Source organism: Streptomyces sp. NPDC048514, from assembly GCF_043199955.1.
GTDB lineage: Bacteria > Actinomycetota > Actinomycetes > Streptomycetales > Streptomycetaceae > Streptomyces.
Window position 1 is genome coordinate 1 of the sequence record NZ_JBICWT010000008.1, and the last position, 19,257, is coordinate 19,257.

The following is a 19,257-nucleotide window of genomic DNA, read 5'->3' on the forward strand; positions in this document are numbered from 1 at the left end:
GCGACAACCGTCGCGAGGCGCGCGCGCAGGTGCCGTAGGCGTGAACGCCGAGGGGGGGGGGGGGGGGGCGGCCGGCGGGGGGGGGGGGGGGGGGGGAGCCCCCCCCCCCCCCCCCGCCGCCCCGCCCCCCCCCCCCCCCCCCCCCCCCCCCCCCCCCCCCCCCCCGCCGCGGCCCGATCGCCCTCCCATGCCCTGCGGAGGACCTGACCCACTGTGACCTGCGGCGCGCGCCGGGGGCGAGGAATCTTGAGCGGAGTCACCCTGATAGGCGAACTCCGCGCGGAGGACGGAGAACGCGGGTCAGATGTGACCCACGCCCGCGCCCGCCTCCGCGTTGACACCCCGCTTGGTGAACAGGGCGACCAGGACGGCGACCGCCGCCACGCCGGCCGCGACCAGGGAGGCCAGGCTCATGCCGGAGATGAAGGTGTCGTGGGCGACCTGGGTGATCTTCGCGACGATCGGCTCCGGCGTGCCCTTGGCCACCGGGGCCACACCGACCTGGACCGCCTCGGAGGCCTGGTCCAGCTGCGCCGGGGTGAGCTTCGGCAGTCCCGCTCCGGCCCAGTTGCCCGGCAGGTCGCCGTCGACCTTGGAGGCCATCACGGCGCCCAGCACGGCCGTACCGAGGCTGCCGCCGATCTGCATGGCCGCCTGCTGGAGGCCGCCCGCCACACCGGACAGCTCCATGGGGGCGTTGCCGACTATGACCTCGGTGGCGCCGACCATGACCGGCGCGAGGCCGAGGCCGAGCAGAGCGAACCAGAGCGACATCACGCCGCTGCCGGAGCCCGCGTCGAGCGTCGACATGCCGTACATGGCGATCGCGGTCGCGGCCATGCCGCCGGCCAGCGGGATGCGCGGGCCGAGCCGGGTGATCGCGGCGCCCGCGAGCGGGGAGCCGACGATCATCATGCCGGTCAGCGGCAGCAGATGGAGACCGGCGTCGATGGGGCTCATGCCGTGGACGTTCTGCAGGTAGAACGTCACGAAGAACAGGCCGCCCATGAAGGCGATGGCCATCAGGACCATCAGCACGACACCCGCGGACAGCGGGACCGAGCGGAACAGGCCCAGCGGGATCAGCGGTTCGGCGACCCTCGTCTCCCAGAAGGCGAAGAGGGCGAAGAGCACCACGGAGACGACGATGAAGAGCCACGTCTTGCCGTCGCCCCAGCCCCAGGCCGGGGCCTTGATGAGCGCCCAGACCAGGCAGAACATCGCGCCGGAGAGCAGGACGATGCCGGGGAGGTCAAAGGAGCGCGGGGCGTTCTCGGCGCGGTGGTCCAGCAGGATCAGCACGCCGAGGACGAGTGCGAGCAGGCCGACCGGCACGTTGATGAAGAACACCGACTGCCAGTTGACGTGCTCGACGAGGACGCCGCCGAGGATCGGGCCGCCGGCGGTGGACGCGCCGATCACCATGCCCCAGATGCCGATGGCCATGTTGAGCTTCTCGGCCGGGAAGGTGGCCCGCAGCAGGCCGAGCGCGGCCGGCATGAGCAGCGCGCCGAACAGTCCCTGGAAGACGCGGAAGACGACGACCGCGGCGATGCTGTGGGACAGGCCGATGGCACCGGACGCCAGGGCGAAGCCGGTGACGCCGATCAGGAAGGTCTGCCGGTGGCCGAAGCGGTCACCGAGCTTGCCCGCGGTGATCAGCGTGACCGCGAGGGCGAGGAAGTAGGCGTTGGTGATCCACTGCACGTCGGCGAAGGTCGCGTGCAGGTCGTCCCGGATCGCCGGGTTGGCTATCGCCACGATGGTGCCGTCGAGGGCCACCATCATGACCCCTACGGCGACGGTGAGAAGGGTGAGCCACGGATGGCCGCGCAGGCCCGCCGCCGGAGTCGGCTCCGACGAGGGAGCCGGCGCTTCGCCCCCCGGCCCGGTGGCGTCGATCGCGGTCTGACTAGTCATACCGTTGAGGCTAGTGACAGCCACTGACAGTTGACAAACCAATTCACAAGTCGGTAACTGACAAGACACCGGCACATGGTCTGAGCTGGGGGAACGTTCATCGGGAGAGGGCATTGGAGACGCTGCGCGAGCGCAAGAAACGACGTACCCGGGAAGCACTGCTGCGGTCCGCGCTCGAGCTGTTCACGACCCAGGGGTACGAGAACACGACGATCGACGAGATCGCCGAGGCCGTCGACGTCTCGCAGCGCACCTTCTTCCGTTACTTCGCCGGCAAGGAGGACGCCGCCTTCGCGGTGCAGGCGATGACGGAGGCGCACTTCGTGGCGGCCGTGCGCGCGCGGCCGGCGCACGAGGCGCCGATGGAGGCCCTGCGGCAGGCCATCCTCCAGGGCTGGGACGCGATCCGCGAGACCGTCGAGTCGGCCGTCCCGGTCGAGCTGTATCTGCGCATGTACCGGACGATCGAGTCGACGCCCGCGCTGCTCGCGGCGCACCTGCGCCGCTCGGCCGCCACGGAGGAGACGATCGCGCGCCTGCTGGCCGAGCGGGAGGGCGTCGACGTGGAGACCGACCCGCGGCCACGGCTCGCCGTGGCCGTGTTCGGCGGGGTGATAAGGGTCACCGAACGGCAGTGGAGCACGGGCGAGGACTTCAGCCCGGAGGCGATCCGAACGCTCACCGCGGCGTCCCTCGATCAGGTGGGTTCGGCCCTGACCGGGAACTGGCGCACCACCGGAGAGCGTTGACGGGACGTCCCCGAGAGCGTCGGGCCCGGCACCCGGCAACTCGTCGGCAAAGCGTTCGACGTACACCAAAACGTGATCCCTGTCACTCGGTTACCCCGAGACCCTTCCGTTCTCCTAGTGTGTCCTCCCAGTGACTTCCTTCGACACCTCACCGCAACTCAACGTCTGGCGCGCGCTGCTCGCCCTGGCCGTGGTGTTCGTGATGCTCGCGACCACCGGCTGGACCGCACTGCGCACCCACCGGGAGTCGTCGGCGCTGCAGACCTCCCTCGCCAAGTGGGAGCACGGCAGCCTGCACGGCCTCCGGCTGCCGGACCCCGAGACCGACCCGGCGCGGCTCACCCGCTTCTTCGTCTCGCTCGACCACAAGGACCGCGACCGTCTCGCCCACCGCTACGCACTCGCGGTCGGCAACATGAACGGCGCCCCGGTCACCCTGCGCTACCAGGCCAACCGCATCGCGCTGGAGAAGGCGCGCAGGGTCGAGAAGAAACGCATGCACGACAACCGGCTCAGCGCGGCCGGACAGCAGGACGCGGGCCGCCGTATGCACCGGTACGAGTCCCTGCTGGACCCCGGCCGGCAGATCCTGGCGTTCGATCCGCAGGGCTCGGGCCGGATCGCCGAGGTGTTCGGAAGTCTCGACCGGGCGCAGCGGATCTCGGTCGTCGTCCCCGGCGTCGACACCGACCTGCTCACCTTCCAGCGGACGAACCGCAGGTACAGCGCCCCGGTCGGCATGGCCAAGGCGCTGTACGCGGCCGAGCGCGCGGCGAGCCCCGCCACGCGTACGGCCGTGATCGCCTGGGCCGACTACACCGCGCCGGACGGCCTCGGTGTGGACGCGGCCACCGGACTGCGCGCCACGGAGGGCGCCGTACGGCTGAACGGCCTGCTGCGGGCCCTGCCCGGCCGCGCCCCGGTGGCGATGGTCTGCCACAGCTACGGCTCCGTGGTGTGCGGGGTGGCGGCGCACGGCATGCCGCGCCGGGTGAGCGACATAGCGGTGGCCGCGAGTCCCGGCATGCGGGTCACCAGGGCCGCCGCGCTGGGCACCACGGCCCGGCTGTGGTCGATGCGGGACGCCACGGACTGGGTGCAGGACGTTCCGTACCTGGAGCTGGGCGGCCTCGGTCACGGCGCCGACCCGGTGTCCTCGGCGTTCGGTGCTCGGGTGCTGTCCGCGCGGGACGCGCAGGGGCACGCGGGCTATTTCCAGCCGGGTACGGACAGTCTGCGCAACCTCGCCGACGTCGGGGTGGGTGCCTACGACGCGGTGACGTGCGCACGCGAGAACGATGCGTGCCGGGCCGGTCTGCCCGGCACCGTGACGGCCGAACGCGCGTAGAAACAGCAGGAAGTGCGGTCTGCGCGGGTGGCGACGGAGGAGCACGTGCCGCATACGATGAGCCGCATGGGTGACGTACTGGCGGGTTTTCATGCCGTCTGGGAGTTCGAGTCCGACTCCGTGCTCATCCGCTACGAACGGGGGATTCGAACACCGAAGCTCTTCCAGGCGCTCGGGGAACGACGCGTGCCGCTGTCCGCGATCGAGGAAGTGACGCTCGCGCCGGGCAAACGCGGCACCGTGGCCCTGCGCCTGGTGCCCCGCGCCGGCGCCGACCCGCTGACGGAGGCGGCGGCCGGTCAGCTCAAGGAGGGCTCGGACCCCTACCGGCTGGTCCTGCCCGCCGAGCGGGAGACCCTCGCGGAGTACTACGCCGACGAGATCAAGGGGCTGCTGACCGAGTCCGGCCCCAGCGAACGGCACCTGGTCACGGCGCCCGAGGCGCCGCTGCAGTTCAAGGCGTACGACGGCAAGGCCTCCTTCGACGGGACGTCCGTGCAGTTCCGCTGGTCCTGGACCGGTGCGTCCTCGGCGAAGTGGAAGGCGGGCGACCAGAGTTACCCGGTCGCAGGCCTCAGCGGGGTGGAGTGGCGCTCGCCGGAACTCTTCGAGGGGCACCTGCGGCTGCTCCCCCGAGAGGCCGGTTCCGACCGGCCGGTCCAGCCCGACCAGGACCCGGCCTCGGTGGTCTTCGGGCTCGGGTACGGGCCGGTGCACGAGTCGCTGCCGTTCGCGGCGGCCGTCCTGGCGGCGGTGCGGGCGCGGGGAGCCGTGGCGGCGGTGCCGGCACCGTGCCGGCGCGACCCGGCCGACATCGCCGAGCGGATCCGGCATCTCGGCGAGCTGCACCAGGCCGGGCTGGTCACCGACGAGGAGTTCTCCTTCAAGAAGGCGGAGTTGCTCGCCGAGCTGTAGCGTCCGCCGGCCCGGGGCGTCACCGGTGCCGTACCGCTGCCTCCGCCGTCTGGGGCGTCCCCGACTCCGCGGCGTAGAAGCCGATCTTCCGGTCGAGGACGGCGAGGGTGTCGTGCAGTTCCGCGATGCGGGCCAGCACGTCCCGGCGGGTCGACTCCAGCAGCTCGCGCCGCTCCCCGTAGGTGGTCTCGCCCGCCCGCACCAGTTCCGCGTACCGGACCATGTCCGCCACCGGCATGCCGGTCAGCCGCAGCTTGGTCACGAAGTCCAGCCAGTCCAGATCGCGGTTGCTGTAGCGGCGCTGGCCGGTGTGCGAGCGGTCGACGTGCGGCATCAGGCCGATCCGCTCGTACCAGCGCAGGGTGTGCGCGGTCAGACCGGTGAACGCGACCACCTCGCTGATCGTGTAGCGGTCCTGGCCGTCGGGACGTGGATGGCGCCGGGGCGGGGCGGAGCAGACGTCGGCGGGAGTGGTCCCGGCGTCCGCCGGCGGGGTCTGCATCACCGTCATGCACCCCACGCTATGACCTTCGAGTGCACTCCAGGCAAGCGGGACCGGGGAGAAATCCGCGGGACGGGGCGTGGGGCGGATGGCTACCGTGCGGCGCATGAGTCTTGCACGCCGGGCCGGACCCGAGGACGCCGCCGAAGTGCTGCGGCTGCGCCAGGTGATGATCGATTCCCTGTGGAGCGCGGGAGGCTCCGGGCCGACCGACTGGCACGCCGAGTCGCTGCCCACGCTGCGCGAGCGGCTCGCCGCGCCCGACGGGGACTTCGCGGCCTTCGTCGTCGACCACCCCGGCCGGCCTGGGTCGCTGGCCGCGCTGGCCGCGGGGACGCTGGAGTACCGGATCGGCAAGGCGGGCAATCCGCACGGGCGGGTGGGACACGTCTTCAGCGTCGCCACCGATCCCGGCGCCCGGCGCCGCGGGCACGCGCGCGCGTGCATGGAGGAGCTGCTGCGGTGGTTCCGGGCACGGGGCGCCGGGCACGTGCTGCTCAACGCCTCCCCAGAGGCCGAGCCGCTCTACGCCTCCCTCGGCTTCACCCGCGATCCGGACCCTTCGATGCGGCTGCTGCTGTGAGCCGCATAGGCTCGGCCCCATGTCGTTGCAGAGTCTGGCGCTGATCGAGAACTGGCCCGTCCCCACCGCCGCGGCGGGTGTCGTACGAGCCGACGGGACCGTGCTGGGGACGCACGGCCCCGTCGGGCACCGCTTCCCGCTCGCGTCGGTCACCAAGCCGCTGGCGGCCTACGCGGCGCTCGTCGCGTACGAGGAGGGTGCGATCGAGCTGGACGAGCCGGCCGGCCCGGCCGGGTCCACGGTGCGCCATCTGCTCGCCCACACCTCCGGCCTGGCCTTCGACGAGCACCGGGTGACGGCCCCGCCCGGGGACCGCCGGCTGTACTCCAACGCCGGGTTCGAACAGCTCGGGGACCACATCGCCAAGGCGACGGACATCCCGTTCGCGGAGTACCTGCGCCAGGCGGTGCTGGAGCCGCTCGGGATGACCGCGACCTCGCTGGACGGCTCGCCGGCCAAGGACGGCGTCTCGACGGTGACGGACCTGCTGCGGTTCGCGGCCGAGGTGCAGGCGCCCCGGCTGCTGGACCCGCGCACGGTCGCGGCGGCGATGACCGTGCAGTACCCCGGGACCAAGGGCGTGCTGCCGGGGTACGGGCACCAGAACCCGAACGACTGGGGGCTCGGCTTCGAGATCCGTGACGCCAAGTCACCGCACTGGACCGGTGCTTCGTCCTCCCCGCGCACCTTCGGGCACTTCGGCCAGTCCGGTACGTTCCTGTGGATCGACCCCGACGCCGGGCTGGCCCAAGTCGCGCTGGCGGACCGGGCGTTCGGGAACTGGGCGATCGAGGCGTGGCCGGTTCTCACCGACGCGGTACTCCGGGAGTCACGCGGCGCACACTGAACACCGTCCGATAACCTCCCCCCTGCACCACGAGTTCACAGGCACAGGTATCGGGGGAGAGTGATGGGCGGTCTTCAAACAGACGGCCAGTTCAGGCCGTTGGAGAGCGGCGATCCACAGGCGGTGGCGGGCTACCGGCTCGCGGCACGCCTCGGTTCGGGCGGTATGGGCACGGTGTACCTGTCGTACACCCCCGGCGGGCATCCCATCGCCCTGAAGACCATCCGGCCGGAGCTGAGCGAGGACCCCGAGTTCCGTCGCAGGTTCCGGCAGGAGGTCAAGGCCGCACAGCGGGTGCAGGGCCTGTACACCGCGCCGGTCATCGACTACGACACCGACGGCGAGCGGCCCTGGCTGGCCACGGCGTACGTGCCCGGACCCTCGCTGGCGGCGGCCGTCGCCGAGCACGGCCCGCTTCCGGTGCCCACGCTCCTGCTGCTGCTCGCCGGTGTCGCGGAGGCGCTGTCGGTCATCCACGGCGCCGGCATCGTGCACCGCGACCTGAAGCCGTCCAACGTGCTGCTGGCCGGCGACGGCCCCCGGGTCATCGACTTCGGCATCGCACGGGCCACCGACGCGACGGCCCTCACCGGCACCGGTGTCTCCGTCGGCACCCCCGCCTTCATGTCGCCGGAACAGGCGGCCGGCAAGGAGATCACGCCCGCCTCGGACGTGTTCGCGCTCGGCCAGGTCGCCGCGTTCGCGGCGCGCGGTGCCGGCGCGTACGGCGACGGGCCCTCGCACGCCGTGCTCTACCGGATCGTGCACGAGGAGCCCGACCTCACCGGCCTGCCGGACGTGCTCGGGTTCGTCGGCCGCTGCCTGGCGAAGGACCCGGCGGCCCGTCCGTCCCCGGCGGAGATCATCGCGCTGTGCCAGGAGGCGTCCCCGGGCGGGCTGCGCCAGTCCGGCGAGTGGCTGCCGGCGGCGATCGGCACCCAGATCACCCGGCGGGTCTCGGCGTCCGCCGCACTGGCGGGCCGGCCGGCCATGCCCACCCAGGCTCCGCCGGCGACCGTCCCCGGTGCCCACCCCACCGCGGCCGCACCGCCGCCCCCGGCGACCGCGCCCGTCACCCGGCCCGCCACCGCGGCACCGGCCACGCCTCCTCCGGGCGCGCCCACCACCGCGGTGCCGGCGCCGCCGCCGACCGCTCCGGTGACCCAGGTCGACCGGCCGGCACCGCACACCGCACCGACGGCCGCCGCGTCGCACATCGCACCGACGTCGGCCGCCCCGCACACCGCACCGGCCGTCCCCTACTCGCCGGCGCCGCCACAGTCGTACGGCCCGCCGGCCGCCACGCCCCCGGCCGCTCCCTGGCCCGGCGCGCAGCCCCGGCCGCAGCCCCGGCCGCGGCGCGGGAACCGGGCCGGTGTGATCGCCGCGGTCGTCGTGGCGGCGGTGCTGGTCGGCGGGGGCGGCGCCGTCTACCTGAGCGGGCTGGGCGGCGACACGAAGGACGGGGCCACCGGCGGTTCCGCGAAGGGCTCGGCCGCGCACTCCGACTCGGGCCCGGGATCCGCCGCCGCCTCCGGTTCCGGCTCGGCCGCCGGATCCGGCTCCTCGGCCCGGCCGGACCCCAAGCCGATCTCCTTCAAGGGCATCGACGTCCCCATGGACTACTACGTGCGGTTCGCGGACTCGCCGCCCAAGCCGCTGCACGACGACATCGGGTCCCGGTACGTCGACGACGCCGACCTCTACTACGACACCAACGGCTTCGGCGACGAGAAGATCCTCGGCAGCAGCGGCAACAAGATCGTCCTGCTGAACAACGCGCAGCAGGGCTCGCTCGCCACCTGCCGGGCCGAGACCCGGTACGCGGAGGAGGCCAAGCTCTCGCAGCTGTCCACCGGTTCCCAGATGTGCGTGCACACCACGTCCGGCCACATCGCCCTGGTCACCTTCCGGGGCACCGCCCCCAAATCCGACCTGGGCGACTACATGACGGTGGACGTCACGGTGTGGCGGAACGCCGAGGAGCCCGCGCGCCAGGAGTGAGCGGTGCGGCGCCGGTCACCGGGTCAGCTCCCACAGCAGCAGCTCGGCCGCGGTGACCGCCTCCATCTCCAGGCCGTTCGCCCCGGTGATCCGCGCCGAGTCACCGGGGTGCAGGTCCTCGCCGGCCAGCCGGACGTGCCCGCGCACCACGTGCGCGTACACGTACGCGGCGTCCGGCACGGCGGCGCGCTCCCCCGGCGCCGGCCGGCGCACGTGCAGCAGTGCGCCGGCCCCGGGGACGGCGTACGGCGTGGCGTCGGCGATGCCGGCGATCCGCTCGTAGGAGGGGGTGCCGCCCGGGGTCAGCGGGGCCAGCCAGGTCTGGACGAAGGTCAGCGGGGTGCCGCCGTCGTTGCGTTCGACGTGCCGGACGCCCGCCGCCGCGCTGAGGTGCTGGACGTCTCCGGGACGGACCGTCGTCTCGTGGCCGGCGGAGTCCCGGTGGGTCAGCTCGCCCTCGACCACCCAGGTCACGATCTCGGTGTGGCTGTGCGGGTGTTCGCCGAAGCCGGCACCGGGAGCGAGCCGCTCCTCGTTGCACGCGATCATCGCACCGAAGCGCAGGTTGTCCGGGTCGTAGTGCGGGCCGAAGGAGAAGGCGTGACGGGAGTCGACACCGCCCTCCCGGTCCCCTCCGCGATAGCGCTCACCGGCGCGCCGTACGTCCATCACGACGCCAACGGTAGACCCCGGGCCCACCGCCGGCAGCACCGCCGGGGCCGTCCCTGACGGGGTGTGCCCGCCCCTTGGGCCAGGGGGGTGACGGTGCCAGGGGCGACCCGGCGGCACATGGCGGCGGCCCGATAAGGCAGTCTTGTCCCCGTGCCCGAACCCGAATCCCACAGCAGCGATCCCGCAGCACGCGGCGTCCACCAGCACTCCGCGACCCTGAAGAGGCTGGAGAAGTCCTCCGGGAGTCTCGCCGCGCAGGCCATCGCGCGCATGGACGAGACCCTGCCGTGGTACCGGGCCATGCCACCGGAGAACCGTTCCTGGATCGGGCTCGTGGCCCAGGCCGGCATCGCGGCGTTCACCGAGTGGTTCCGGCACCCGGACGCCCCCCAGGCGATCTCCACGGACGTATTCGGAACCGCGCCGCGCGAGCTGACCCGGGCCATCACGCTGCGGCAGACCGTGGAGATGGTGCGCACCACCATCGAGGTCATGGAGAGCGCCATCGACGAGGTGGCCGCGCCCGGCGACGAGAGCGTGCTGCGCGAGGCGCTGCTGGTGTACGCCCGCGAGATCGCCTTCGCCACCGCCCAGGTGTACGCGCAGGCCGCCGAGGCACGCGGTGCCTGGGACGCCCGGCTGGAGTCGCTGGTGGTGAACGCGGTGCTCAGCGGGGAGGCCGACGAGGGGGCCGTCAGCCGGGCCGCGGCGCTCGGCTGGAACTCGCCCGAGCATGTGTGCGTGGTGCTCGGGACCGCCCCGGACGGGGACAGCGAACTGACCGTCGAGGCGATCCGGCGGGCCGCCCGGCACGCCAAGCTCCAGGTGCTCACCGGCGTGCTCGGCGCCCGGCTCGTGGTGATCGCCGGGGGCAGCGACAATCCGCTCGCCGTAGCCAGGTCGCTGATCGGGCCGTTCGCCGCCGGACCGGTCGTGGCCGGGCCCGTCGTACCCGATCTGCTGGCCGCCACGCGGTCGGCGCAGGCCGCCGCCGCCGGGCTGAAGGCGTGTTCCGCCTGGCAGGACGCCCCCCGGCCGGTGCTGGCGGACGATCTGCTGCCGGAGCGCGCGATCGCGGGTGATCCGAGCGCCCGGGAGCAGCTGGTGGAGGAGATCTACAGACCGCTGGAGGAAGCGGGCTCGGCGCTGCTGGAAACGATGAGTGTCTACCTGGAGCAGGCGAGCAGCCTGGAAGGCGCGGCACGGATGCTCTTCGTTCACCCGAACACCGTGCGCTACCGGCTCCGACGTGTGACTGATGTCACCGGGTGGTCGCCCTCCGATGTACGATCCGCCTTCACACTGCGGATCGCGCTCATCCTGGGGCGTCTGGCCGATGGCGAAGCTCAACCGTAGGGTTTTGTCGGGGGCCCACAAAAGCCCTCCCTGTTCTTCGTCCCTGTCCCCACGGGCGGCCGTGGCCGTCCCCAAGAGAGAGTGTGAGAGTGCTCGTACTCGTCGCTCCCGGCCAGGGCGCCCAGACGCCCGGCTTCCTGACTCCCTGGCTCGAACTGCCCGGTGCCGCGGACCGCGTGGCCGCCTGGTCGGACGCCGTCGGCCTGGACCTCGCCCGCTGTGGCACCGAGGCCGACGCGGACGCCATCCGTGACACCGCGGTGGCCCAGCCGCTGCTGGTCGCCGCCGGAATCCTGTCCGCCGCGGCACTCGGTGACATCGCCGGCATCGGCCCCGGCGCGGTCGCCGGTCACAGCGTCGGCGAGATCACCGCCGCCGCCTTCGCCGGGGTCCTGGACGACACCGCCGCCCTGCGTCTGGTCCGCAAGCGGGGTCTGGCCATGGCCGACGCCGCCGCGATCACCGAGACCGGTATGTCGGCGCTGCTCGGCGGCGACCCCGAGACGTCGGTCGCGCACCTGGAGAGGCTGGGCCTGACCCCGGCGAACATCAACGGTGCGGGCCAGATCGTCGCCGCCGGCACGCTGGAGCAGCTCGCCGCCCTGAACGAGGACAAGCCCGAGGGTGTCCGCAAGGTCGTCCCGCTGAAGGTCGCGGGCGCCTTCCACACCTCTCACATGGCCCCCGCCGTCGAGACGCTGGCCAAGGCCGCCGAGGAGCTGGCGCCGGCCGACCCGAAGGTCACCTACGTCTCCAACCGGGACGGCCGGGCCGTCGCCACCGGCACCGAGGTGCTGGAGCGGCTGGTCGGCCAGGTCGCCAACCCCGTGCGCTGGGATCTGTGCATGGAGACCTTCAAGGAGCTGGGCGTCACCGCGCTCGTCGAGGTGTGCCCCGGCGGCACCCTGACCGGCCTGGCCAAGCGGGCCCTGCCCGGCGTGCAGACGCTGGCCCTCAAGACCCCTGACGATCTCGACGCGGCCCGCGCGCTCATCTCCGAGCACGCAGGTGCCTAAGGAGCCGTACATGGCGAAGATCAGGCCCAGCAAGGGCGCCCCGTACGCGCGCATCCTCGGTGTCGGCGGTTACCGGCCGACCCGGGTGGTGCCCAACGAGGTGATCCTCGAGACGATCGACTCGTCCGACGAGTGGATCCGCTCGCGCTCCGGCATCGAGACCCGGCACTGGGCGGGCCCCGAGGAGACGGTGGCCGCCATGGCCGTCGAGGCCTCCGGCAAGGCTGTCGCGGACGCCGGCATCGACGCCGAGCAGATCGGTGCCGTGGTCGTCTCGACCGTCTCGCACTTCAGCCAGACGCCGGCCGTCGCCACCGAGATCGCGGACAAGCTGGGCACGAACAAGGCGGCCGCCTTCGACATCTCGGCCGGCTGCGCGGGCTTCGGCTACGGCCTGACCCTCGCCAAGGGCATGGTGGTGGAGGGCTCCGCCGAGTACGTGCTCGTCATCGGTGTGGAGCGGCTGAGCGACCTGACCGACCTGGAGGACCGGGCCACGGCCTTCCTGTTCGGCGACGGCGCCGGCGCGGTCGTGGTCGGCCCCGCCCAGGAGCCGGCCATCGGCCCCACCGTGTGGGGCTCCGAGGGCGACAAGTCGGGGACGATCAAGCAGACCGTCCCGTGGGACCGCTTCAGGATCGGCGACCTCGCCGAACTCCCCCTCGACAGCGCGGGCAACGTCAAGTTCCCCGCGATCACGCAGGAGGGCCAGGCGGTGTTCCGCTGGGCCGTGTTCGAGATGGCGAAGGTCGCCCAGCAGGCGCTGGACGCGGCCGGAATCAGCGCGGACGACCTGGACGTCTTCATTCCGCACCAGGCCAACGTGCGGATCATCGACTCGATGGTGAAGACGCTGAAACTGCCGGAGCACGTCACGGTCGCCCGTGACATCCGCACCACCGGCAACACCTCGGCCGCCTCGATCCCGCTCGCTATGGAGCGGCTCCTGGCGACCGGGGAGGCGAAGAGTGGCGACACCGCGCTCGTCATCGGCTTCGGGGCGGGTCTCGTCTACGCCGCCACGGTCGTTACCCTCCCCTAGGCACTCCGTGCCGGATCACCCGATCCGGTGCGGGAGCAGCACCGCCTGCCGCTCGCGCGGCGGGCGCCGTAAAACCGTCTGGAATATCGAAGAAGGAGCGCCTGACATGGCCGCCACTCAGGAAGAGATCGTCGCCGGTCTCGCCGAGATCGTGAACGAGATCGCCGGGATCCCCACCGAGGACGTCCAGCTGGACAAGTCCTTCACCGACGACCTGGACGTCGACTCGCTGTCCATGGTCGAGGTCGTCGTCGCCGCCGAAGAGCGCTTCGACGTGAAGATCCCGGACGACGACGTCAAGAACCTGAAGACCGTCGGTGACGCCACCGACTACATCCTGAAGCACCAGGCTGCCTGAGCCACCCCTTAGGCCACAGGCTGCAAGGCCCCGCCACCCGGCGGTGGCGCCGTCGAATCCCGTATCCGTTGGAGAAAGAATTCCCGTGATCCCGACCAATCGCACCGTGGTCGTCACCGGTATCGGCGCAACCACACCGCTGGGTGGCGACGCAGTTTCCACTTGGGAGGGTCTGGTCGCCGGCAAGTCCGGCGTCAAGCCCCTGGAGCAGGACTGGGCGGCCGAGCAGGCCGTCCGTATCGCGGCCCCGGTCGCCGTGGAGCCGTCCGAGGTCATTCCGCGGCCGCAGGCCCGCAGGCTGGACCGCTCGGCGCAGTTCGCCCTGATCGCCGCTCAGGAGGCCTGGCAGGACGCGGGCTTCTCCGGCAAGGCCGGCACCGCTGCGGCGGACGACTCCGCACCGGGCGCCGGCGTCGACCCGGACCGGCTGGGTGCCGTCATCGCCTCCGGCATCGGTGGCGTCACGACGCTGCTCGACCAGTACGACGTGCTCAAGGAGAAGGGCGTACGCCGCGTCTCCCCGCACACCGTCCCCATGCTGATGCCCAACGGCCCCTCGGCCAACGTGGGCCTGCTCGTGGGCGCCCGGGCGGGCGTGCACACGCCGGTCTCCGCGTGCGCCTCGGGCGCCGAGGCCATCGGCTACGCCATCGAGATGATCCGTACCGGCCGCGCCGACGTCGTCGTCGCCGGCGGTACCGAGGCGGCCATCCACCCGCTGCCGATCGCCGCGTTCGGCAACATGATGGCGATGTCCAAGAACAACGACGACCCGCAGGGCGCGTCGCGTCCCTACGACGTCGCCCGAGACGGCTTCGTCCTCGGTGAGGGCGCCGGCGTGCTCGTCCTGGAGTCCGCCGAGCACGCCGCCAAGCGCGGTGCCCGTGTGTACGCGGAGGCCGTCGGGCAGGGCATCTCGGCCGACAGCCACGACATCGTGCAGCCCGAGCCCGAGGGCCGCGGCATCTCGCACGCGCTGCAGAACCTGCTGGACAACACCGGTCTGAACCCGGCCGAGATCGTCCACGTCAACGCGCACGCCACCTCGACGCCGGCCGGTGACATCGCCGAGCTGAAGGCGCTGCGGAAGGTGCTGGGCGACGACGCCGACCACATCGCGGTGTCCGCGACCAAGTCCATGACCGGGCATCTGCTCGGCGGCGCGGGCGGTGTGGAGTCGGTGGCGACCGTGCTCGCGCTGTACCACCGGGTGGCACCGCCGACCATCAACATCGAGAACCTCGACCCCGAGGCCGAGGCGAACGCGGACGTGGTCCGCGACGAGGCGCGCAAGCTGCCGGTCGAGGGCCGGATCGCCGCGCTGAACGACTCGTTCGGCTTCGGCGGGCACAACGTGGTCCTGGCGTTCAGGTCCGTCTGAGTGCGGATGCCTTGACGGCCCGGTCTCCTCGGTGGAGGCCGGGCCGTCGCCGTTTTCGCGGGGCTGTGCACCGCCGGTGCGGGGGCGTCGTGGCCGCTCGGGCGGTTGCCCGCGCCGCTTCGGGGTGCTGCCCCTCAGGGGGCCGGGAAGTCAGACCACCTGATGGAGCCAGCGCACCGGGGCGCCCTCGCCCGCGTACCTGAACGGCTCGAGTTCGTCGTCCCAGGGCTTGCCGAGGAGCTTGGCGATCTCCGCCTCCAGGTCCGTCTCCCCGCGCTGAGACCGGGTCAGGGCCGCCCGCAGCCGGTCCTCGGGGATGAGGATGTCGCCGTGGATGCCGGTGACGGCGTGGAAGATGCCGAGGTCGGGGGTGCAGCTGTAGCGCTCGCCCTCCGCGGTCGGACAGGGCTCGGCGGTGACCTCGAAGCGCAGCAGGTGCCAGCCGCGCAGTGCCGAGGCGAGTTTGGAGGCCGTGCCGGCCTCGCCCTGCCAGGAGAACTCCGAGCGCCAGGTGCCGGGGGCCGCGGGCTGCCGGATCCAGTCGAGGCTGACGCGCGTGCCGAGCACCCCTGCGACGGCCCACTCGACGTGCGGGCACAGCGCGCGCGGCGCGGAGTGCACGTACAGAACTCCACGTGTCGTCACCGGGACCTCCGGACAGAGCGGGACATCTTGCGGACTGGCTGGGCGGCAGTACCACGACGGCCGCCCTGATGGCGAGGCTACCCTGCGGCGGCGCAAGGAGTGTGACGTACCGTCGGTCCCGGTGCCAGGAAACCCCCGCCATTCACCCATGGGGACGCTTGTACGGGGGTGCGCCGTTCCGGCGGGCCCGGCCGGGAACCCTCGCGCGTTGTTATGTGAGGGAGCGCCGAGGAAGCACCGAAGCCACGACGAGGGGATCACCAGGGGATGCGGAAGCGAAGCTGCCGTGCACGGACGGCGTCGGCCGTCGTGGCGGCCGCCGTGCTGGGCCTCGCCGGATGCGACGCCGGCGGGAGTGCGCCGGCGCCGGATGTGAGCAAGGCGCGGGCCGCGAAGCCCGCCCCGGTGTGGAACCGCAGCCCGGACTCGATCGCCGCGGTCGGCGACTCCATCACGCGCGGCTTCGACGCGTGCGCGGTGCTGTCGGACTGCCCCGAGGTGTCGTGGGCGACGGGCAGTGACGCCGAGGTGGAGAGCCTGGCGGTGCGGCTGCTGGGGGTGACCGGCGCGGCGGAGCGCAGCTGGAACTACGCGGTGACCGGGGCCCGGATGGGTGATCTGCCGGAGCAGATGGCCCAGGCGGCCGTGCACGGCCCGGACCTGGTGACGGTGATGGTCGGGGCGAACGACGCCTGCCGGCGGTCGGCGTCGGCGATGACCTCGGTCGCCGACTTCCGCGCGGACTTCGAGGAGGCGCTGGGCACGCTGCGGTCGACGCTGCCCAGGACGCAGGTGTACGTGGCGAGCGTGCCGAACCTCAAGCGGCTGTGGTCCGAGGGCCGGTCGAATCCGCTGGGCAAGCAGGTGTGGAAGCTGGGCATCTGCCCGTCGATGCTGGGCGAGGCGGACGACCTGACCCGCGCCGCCGGCGTGCGCCGGGACCGGGTGCAGCGGCGGGTGGTGGAGTACAACAAGGTGCTGAAGGAGGTCTGCGCCAAGGACCGCCGCTGCCGCTTCGACGGAAACGCGGTGTACGACTACGACTTCGGCACCGATCAGCTCAGCCACTGGGACTGGTTCCATCCGAGCCGGGACGGCCAGGCCCGGCTCGCGTCGATCGCCTACCGGACGATCACCGCGCCGGATCCGGTTGCCTAGGGCGCCGCTCGCCTAGGGTTTTCCACATGAGCGAACTCTTCGGCACACTTCCCGACGGCAGCGAGGTCCACCGCTGGACGCTGGAGCGCGCGGGGACCCGGGTGGAGGTCCTGACGTACGGCGGGATCGTGCGGTCGGTGGAGGTTCCGGACCGGGCGGGCCGCCGGGCGAACGTGGTGCTGGGGTTCGCCGGTCTGGACGGGTATCTCGCGCACCCCGAACCGCACTTCGGCGCGCTGATCGGGCGGTACGCCAACCGGATCGCGGGCGCCCGCTTCACGCTGGACGACCGGGTGTACGCGCTGGAGCCGAACGACGGGCCCAACTCCCTGCACGGGGGCGCCCGTGGCTTCGGCAACCGGGTGTGGGCGGCGGAGCCGGTCGAGCACGGGGTGCGGCTGAGCCGGGTGAGCCGGCACGGCGAGGAGGGCTTCCCGGGCCGGCTTGAGGTCTCGGCCGCGTACACGCTGGACGCGTCGGGCGCGCTGCGGATCGCCTACGGGGCGGTGACCGACGCCCCGACGGTGATCAACCTCACCAATCACAGTTACTTCAACCTGGCCGGCCACGACGCGGGCCAGGCCGGAGGGCATGAACTGCGGCTCGCCGCGTCCCGGTTCACGCCGGTCGACGCGGACCTGATCCCGACCGGGTCGCTGGAGGACGTGGCCGGCTCCCGCTTCGACTTCCGCGCGCCCCGCAAGGTCGGCTCGGGCTACGACCACAACTTCGTCCTGGACAAGGGGGTCACCGGGACGCCGGAGGAGGTGGCCGAGCTGCACGAGCCGGCGTCCGGGCGGATCCTGACCGTGGCGACGACCGAACCGGGCCTCCAGCTCTACACGGCCGACCACCTCGCGGCCCCCTTCGCGCCCGGCGACGGCATCGCCCTGGAGACCCAGCACTTCCCCGACTCCCCCAACCGGCCGCGCTTCCCCCGGACCGAGCTGCGGCCGGGCGAGGCGTACCGCTCACAGACGGTGTACGGCTTCGGCGTCCGCGCCTGAGCCGGTACGGGCCCGGCCGCCGGGGCAGGCCGTGCGTCCGGCGGCCGGGGCCGAGGAGGGCTGTGCGGGTCGGCGGCCGGGGCAGGCCGTGCGGGTCCGGCGGCCGGGTCGACGGCGGCGCGCCGGACCGTCTCACTGCAGGTCGTCCGAGAGCACGGGGTCCAGGAGCCTGCGGCGCCGTCCCCAGCGCTTGTTCTCCGCGTGGAGGTCCGTCTGGGTTGTGGCCGCCTCGTCCGCGGGTGCGAGCGCGACGGCCTCCGAGCACGCGGTGAACTCCGCGGACGACTGGGCGGCGGAGGCCGCGGAGACCGCGGGGACGTCCACCACGAGCGGCATCAGCCGCTCGCCGGGGCCCTTGCCGTCGCTCCTGGCGTCGGGCTGTCCCTTGACCTCGCTCTGGTTCCTGCCCTTGCGCACCCGCCACAGGCCCCGCGACTGCAGAGCGGTGCCGAGGTTGTTCAGGACCCGGCCCTCGTCGTCGCCCAGTTCGGCGAAGCGGGCGGCGGCCTGCTGATGGGCCTCGATCGCCTCGTCGAACCGGCGCACCTGCTGCAACGCCATACCCAGGTTGTTCAGCGCCCGGCCCTCGCCCTCGCCGTCACCGAGTTCCGTGAAGCGGGCGGCGGCCTGCTGGTGGGCCTCGATCGCCTCGTCGAACCGGCGCACCTGCTGCATCGCCGTCCCCAGGTTGTTCAGCGCCCGGCCCTCGCCGTCGTGGTCGCCCAGCTCCGCGAAACGGACGGCGGCCTGCTGGTGCGCGTCGATCGCCTCGTCGAACCGGCGCACCTGCTGCAACGCCGTCCCCAGATTGTTCAGCGCCCGGCCCTCGCCGTCGTGGTCGCCCAGCTCCGCGAAACGAGCGGAGGCCTGCTGGTGCGCGTCGATCGCCTCGTCGAACCGGCGCACCTGCTGCAACGCCGTCCCCAGATTGTTCAGCGCCTGCCCCTCGCGGTGCCGGTCGCCCAGTTCGGCGAAGCAGCAGGCGGCCTGCTGATGGGCCTCGATCGCCTCGTCGAACCGCTGCACCTGCTGCAACGCCGTCCCCAGGTTGTTCAGCGCCTGCCCCTCGCCATGATGCTCTGCCAGCTCACGGCAGGTCACGAGGTCCTGCTGGTGGGCGGCGATGGCGTCGTCGAACCGCTGAACCTGCTGCAGGGCGACACCGAGGCTGTTCAGTGCCCGGCTCTCGCCATGCCGCTCACCCAGCTCGCGGCAAATTATCAGGTCCTGCTGATAGCTCATGGTGTTCTCCTGGGGGTAGCGCCGTTCGTGACGACATCCCCAGCAATCCGCCGAAACCCGCGGCCCCGCAACCGGTCCGGTACGGCCGGCACCCAACCGAATGGCACATTCGCCTGTCTGGCGGACCTGTGCGGGCGCGTCCCCGGGCTCCCGCTCGCGTCCCCGGGAAGCCGTGAGCCCCGGTCCAGGGGTCAGGTCCCGGACCGGGGCTGCTCAGGGGGGACTTGTCCCGGATCAGACGATAATCGGCGCGGTGAGCCTGCGGTCGGCGATCGAGCGTCCGGCAGCGATCTCGTACGAACCCTTCACAAAAGCCCACGCACTCGCCGTCTCGTCCCGGATCTCGGGCGTCGGCGAGCGCGCCCCAGGTGGTGGGGAGCCGGCCGCCGGGCTCGTGGGTGCCGGTGGGGACGTCGGCGAGGGCGGCGCCGCCCTCCTGGCGGGGGAACCAGGGCCGGGCGTGTTCCGGGACTTCCTGCGGCTGCCGGGCGAGCCGGCCGGCTGACGGATCG

General features: G+C 72.6%; 19 protein-coding genes. 14 read left to right on the plus strand and 5 right to left on the minus strand.

From position 1 onward, the window contains the following. Positions 1–300: 300 nt before the first annotated feature. Positions 301–1,920 carry an MFS transporter gene (locus tag ACGFT2_RS18645; protein ID WP_393279228.1) on the minus strand — a complete coding sequence of 540 codons (1,620 nt, stop codon included), beginning with the start codon at positions 1,918–1,920 and terminating at the stop codon, positions 301–303. Positions 1,921–2,033: 113 nt separating this feature from the next. On the opposite strand from ACGFT2_RS18645, the gene ACGFT2_RS18650 reads away from it, so the two are divergent. The 3 genes from ACGFT2_RS18650 to ACGFT2_RS18660 all read left to right on the plus strand — a co-directional run bounded on the left by ACGFT2_RS18650 (position 2,034) and on the right by ACGFT2_RS18660 (position 4,932). Then, entirely contained in the window at positions 2,034–2,669 is a 636-nt protein-coding gene (locus ACGFT2_RS18650; protein WP_393279230.1) for a TetR family transcriptional regulator, read from the plus strand. A 130-nt stretch (positions 2,670–2,799) separates the two neighbouring features. Continuing rightward, entirely contained in the window at positions 2,800–4,017 is a 1,218-nt protein-coding gene (locus tag ACGFT2_RS18655; protein ID WP_393279232.1) for an alpha/beta hydrolase, read from the plus strand. Positions 4,018–4,083: 66 nt separating this feature from the next. Beyond that, positions 4,084–4,932: a DUF4429 domain-containing protein gene (locus tag ACGFT2_RS18660; RefSeq protein ID WP_393279234.1), complete on the plus strand. Its 849-nt coding sequence runs from the start codon at positions 4,084–4,086 to the stop codon at positions 4,930–4,932. Between the two features lie 19 nt (positions 4,933–4,951). Here ACGFT2_RS18660 and ACGFT2_RS18665 read toward each other — a convergent pair whose 3' ends face one another. Further along, on the minus strand, positions 4,952–5,443 hold the full coding sequence (locus ACGFT2_RS18665; RefSeq protein WP_393279236.1) for a MerR family transcriptional regulator: 492 nt from the start codon (positions 5,441–5,443) through the stop codon (positions 4,952–4,954). A gap of 97 nt (positions 5,444–5,540) precedes the next feature. Between ACGFT2_RS18665 and ACGFT2_RS18670 the strand changes: the two genes are divergently transcribed. The 3 genes from ACGFT2_RS18670 to ACGFT2_RS18680 all read left to right on the plus strand — a co-directional run bounded on the left by ACGFT2_RS18670 (position 5,541) and on the right by ACGFT2_RS18680 (position 8,868). After that, entirely contained in the window at positions 5,541–6,017 is a 477-nt protein-coding gene (locus ACGFT2_RS18670) for a GNAT family N-acetyltransferase (RefSeq protein WP_393279238.1), read from the plus strand. A gap of 19 nt (positions 6,018–6,036) precedes the next feature. Beyond that, positions 6,037–6,864: a serine hydrolase domain-containing protein gene (locus ACGFT2_RS18675; protein ID WP_393279240.1), complete on the plus strand. Its 828-nt coding sequence runs from the start codon at positions 6,037–6,039 to the stop codon at positions 6,862–6,864. 63 nt (positions 6,865–6,927) lie between these two features. Beyond that, positions 6,928–8,868 (plus strand): serine/threonine-protein kinase, encoded by a 1,941-nt coding sequence (locus ACGFT2_RS18680; protein WP_393279242.1) that lies wholly within the window; start codon positions 6,928–6,930, stop codon positions 8,866–8,868. 15 nt (positions 8,869–8,883) lie between these two features. Here ACGFT2_RS18680 and ACGFT2_RS18685 read toward each other — a convergent pair whose 3' ends face one another. Then, positions 8,884–9,537: a pirin family protein gene (locus tag ACGFT2_RS18685; RefSeq protein WP_393280025.1), complete on the minus strand. Its 654-nt coding sequence runs from the start codon at positions 9,535–9,537 to the stop codon at positions 8,884–8,886. Between the two features lie 153 nt (positions 9,538–9,690). Here ACGFT2_RS18685 and ACGFT2_RS18690 point away from each other — a divergent pair, with 153 nt between their 5' ends. From ACGFT2_RS18690 to ACGFT2_RS18710, 5 genes are all read left to right on the plus strand, one after another. Continuing rightward, complete coding sequence (locus ACGFT2_RS18690; RefSeq protein ID WP_393279244.1) at positions 9,691–10,896, plus strand: PucR family transcriptional regulator; 1,206 nt, start codon at positions 9,691–9,693, stop codon at positions 10,894–10,896. An 89-nt stretch (positions 10,897–10,985) separates the two neighbouring features. Next, complete coding sequence (locus ACGFT2_RS18695) at positions 10,986–11,912, plus strand: ACP S-malonyltransferase (protein ID WP_393279246.1); 927 nt, start codon at positions 10,986–10,988, stop codon at positions 11,910–11,912. A gap of 10 nt (positions 11,913–11,922) precedes the next feature. Then, on the plus strand, positions 11,923–12,954 hold the full coding sequence (locus tag ACGFT2_RS18700; RefSeq protein WP_393279248.1) for a ketoacyl-ACP synthase III: 1,032 nt from the start codon (positions 11,923–11,925) through the stop codon (positions 12,952–12,954). 106 nt (positions 12,955–13,060) lie between these two features. Further along, positions 13,061–13,312, plus strand: a complete 252-nt coding sequence (locus ACGFT2_RS18705) for an acyl carrier protein (protein WP_393279250.1) — start codon at positions 13,061–13,063, stop codon at positions 13,310–13,312. A gap of 85 nt (positions 13,313–13,397) precedes the next feature. Continuing rightward, entirely contained in the window at positions 13,398–14,693 is a 1,296-nt protein-coding gene (locus ACGFT2_RS18710; RefSeq protein ID WP_393279252.1) for a beta-ketoacyl-[acyl-carrier-protein] synthase family protein, read from the plus strand. 150 nt (positions 14,694–14,843) lie between these two features. Here the strand turns inward: ACGFT2_RS18710 and ACGFT2_RS18715 are convergent, their stop codons facing one another. Beyond that, entirely contained in the window at positions 14,844–15,338 is a 495-nt protein-coding gene (locus ACGFT2_RS18715; RefSeq protein ID WP_330340336.1) for a DUF3145 domain-containing protein, read from the minus strand. 267 nt (positions 15,339–15,605) lie between these two features. Here ACGFT2_RS18715 and ACGFT2_RS18720 point away from each other — a divergent pair, with 267 nt between their 5' ends. Further along, a complete protein-coding gene (locus ACGFT2_RS18720) occupies positions 15,606–16,496 on the plus strand; it encodes an SGNH/GDSL hydrolase family protein (RefSeq protein ID WP_393279255.1) in 891 nt (296 codons plus the stop codon). A gap of 26 nt (positions 16,497–16,522) precedes the next feature. After that, positions 16,523–17,503, plus strand: a complete 981-nt coding sequence (locus ACGFT2_RS18725; protein WP_393279256.1) for an aldose epimerase family protein — start codon at positions 16,523–16,525, stop codon at positions 17,501–17,503. Positions 17,504–17,635: 132 nt separating this feature from the next. Here the strand turns inward: ACGFT2_RS18725 and ACGFT2_RS18730 are convergent, their stop codons facing one another. Further along, on the minus strand, positions 17,636–18,745 hold the full coding sequence (locus ACGFT2_RS18730; RefSeq protein WP_393279258.1) for a tetratricopeptide repeat protein: 1,110 nt from the start codon (positions 18,743–18,745) through the stop codon (positions 17,636–17,638). A gap of 253 nt (positions 18,746–18,998) precedes the next feature. Between ACGFT2_RS18730 and ACGFT2_RS18735 the strand changes: the two genes are divergently transcribed. Beyond that, positions 18,999–19,250, plus strand: a complete 252-nt coding sequence (locus ACGFT2_RS18735; RefSeq protein WP_393280063.1) for a hypothetical protein — start codon at positions 18,999–19,001, stop codon at positions 19,248–19,250. Positions 19,251–19,257: the final 7 nt, after the last annotated feature.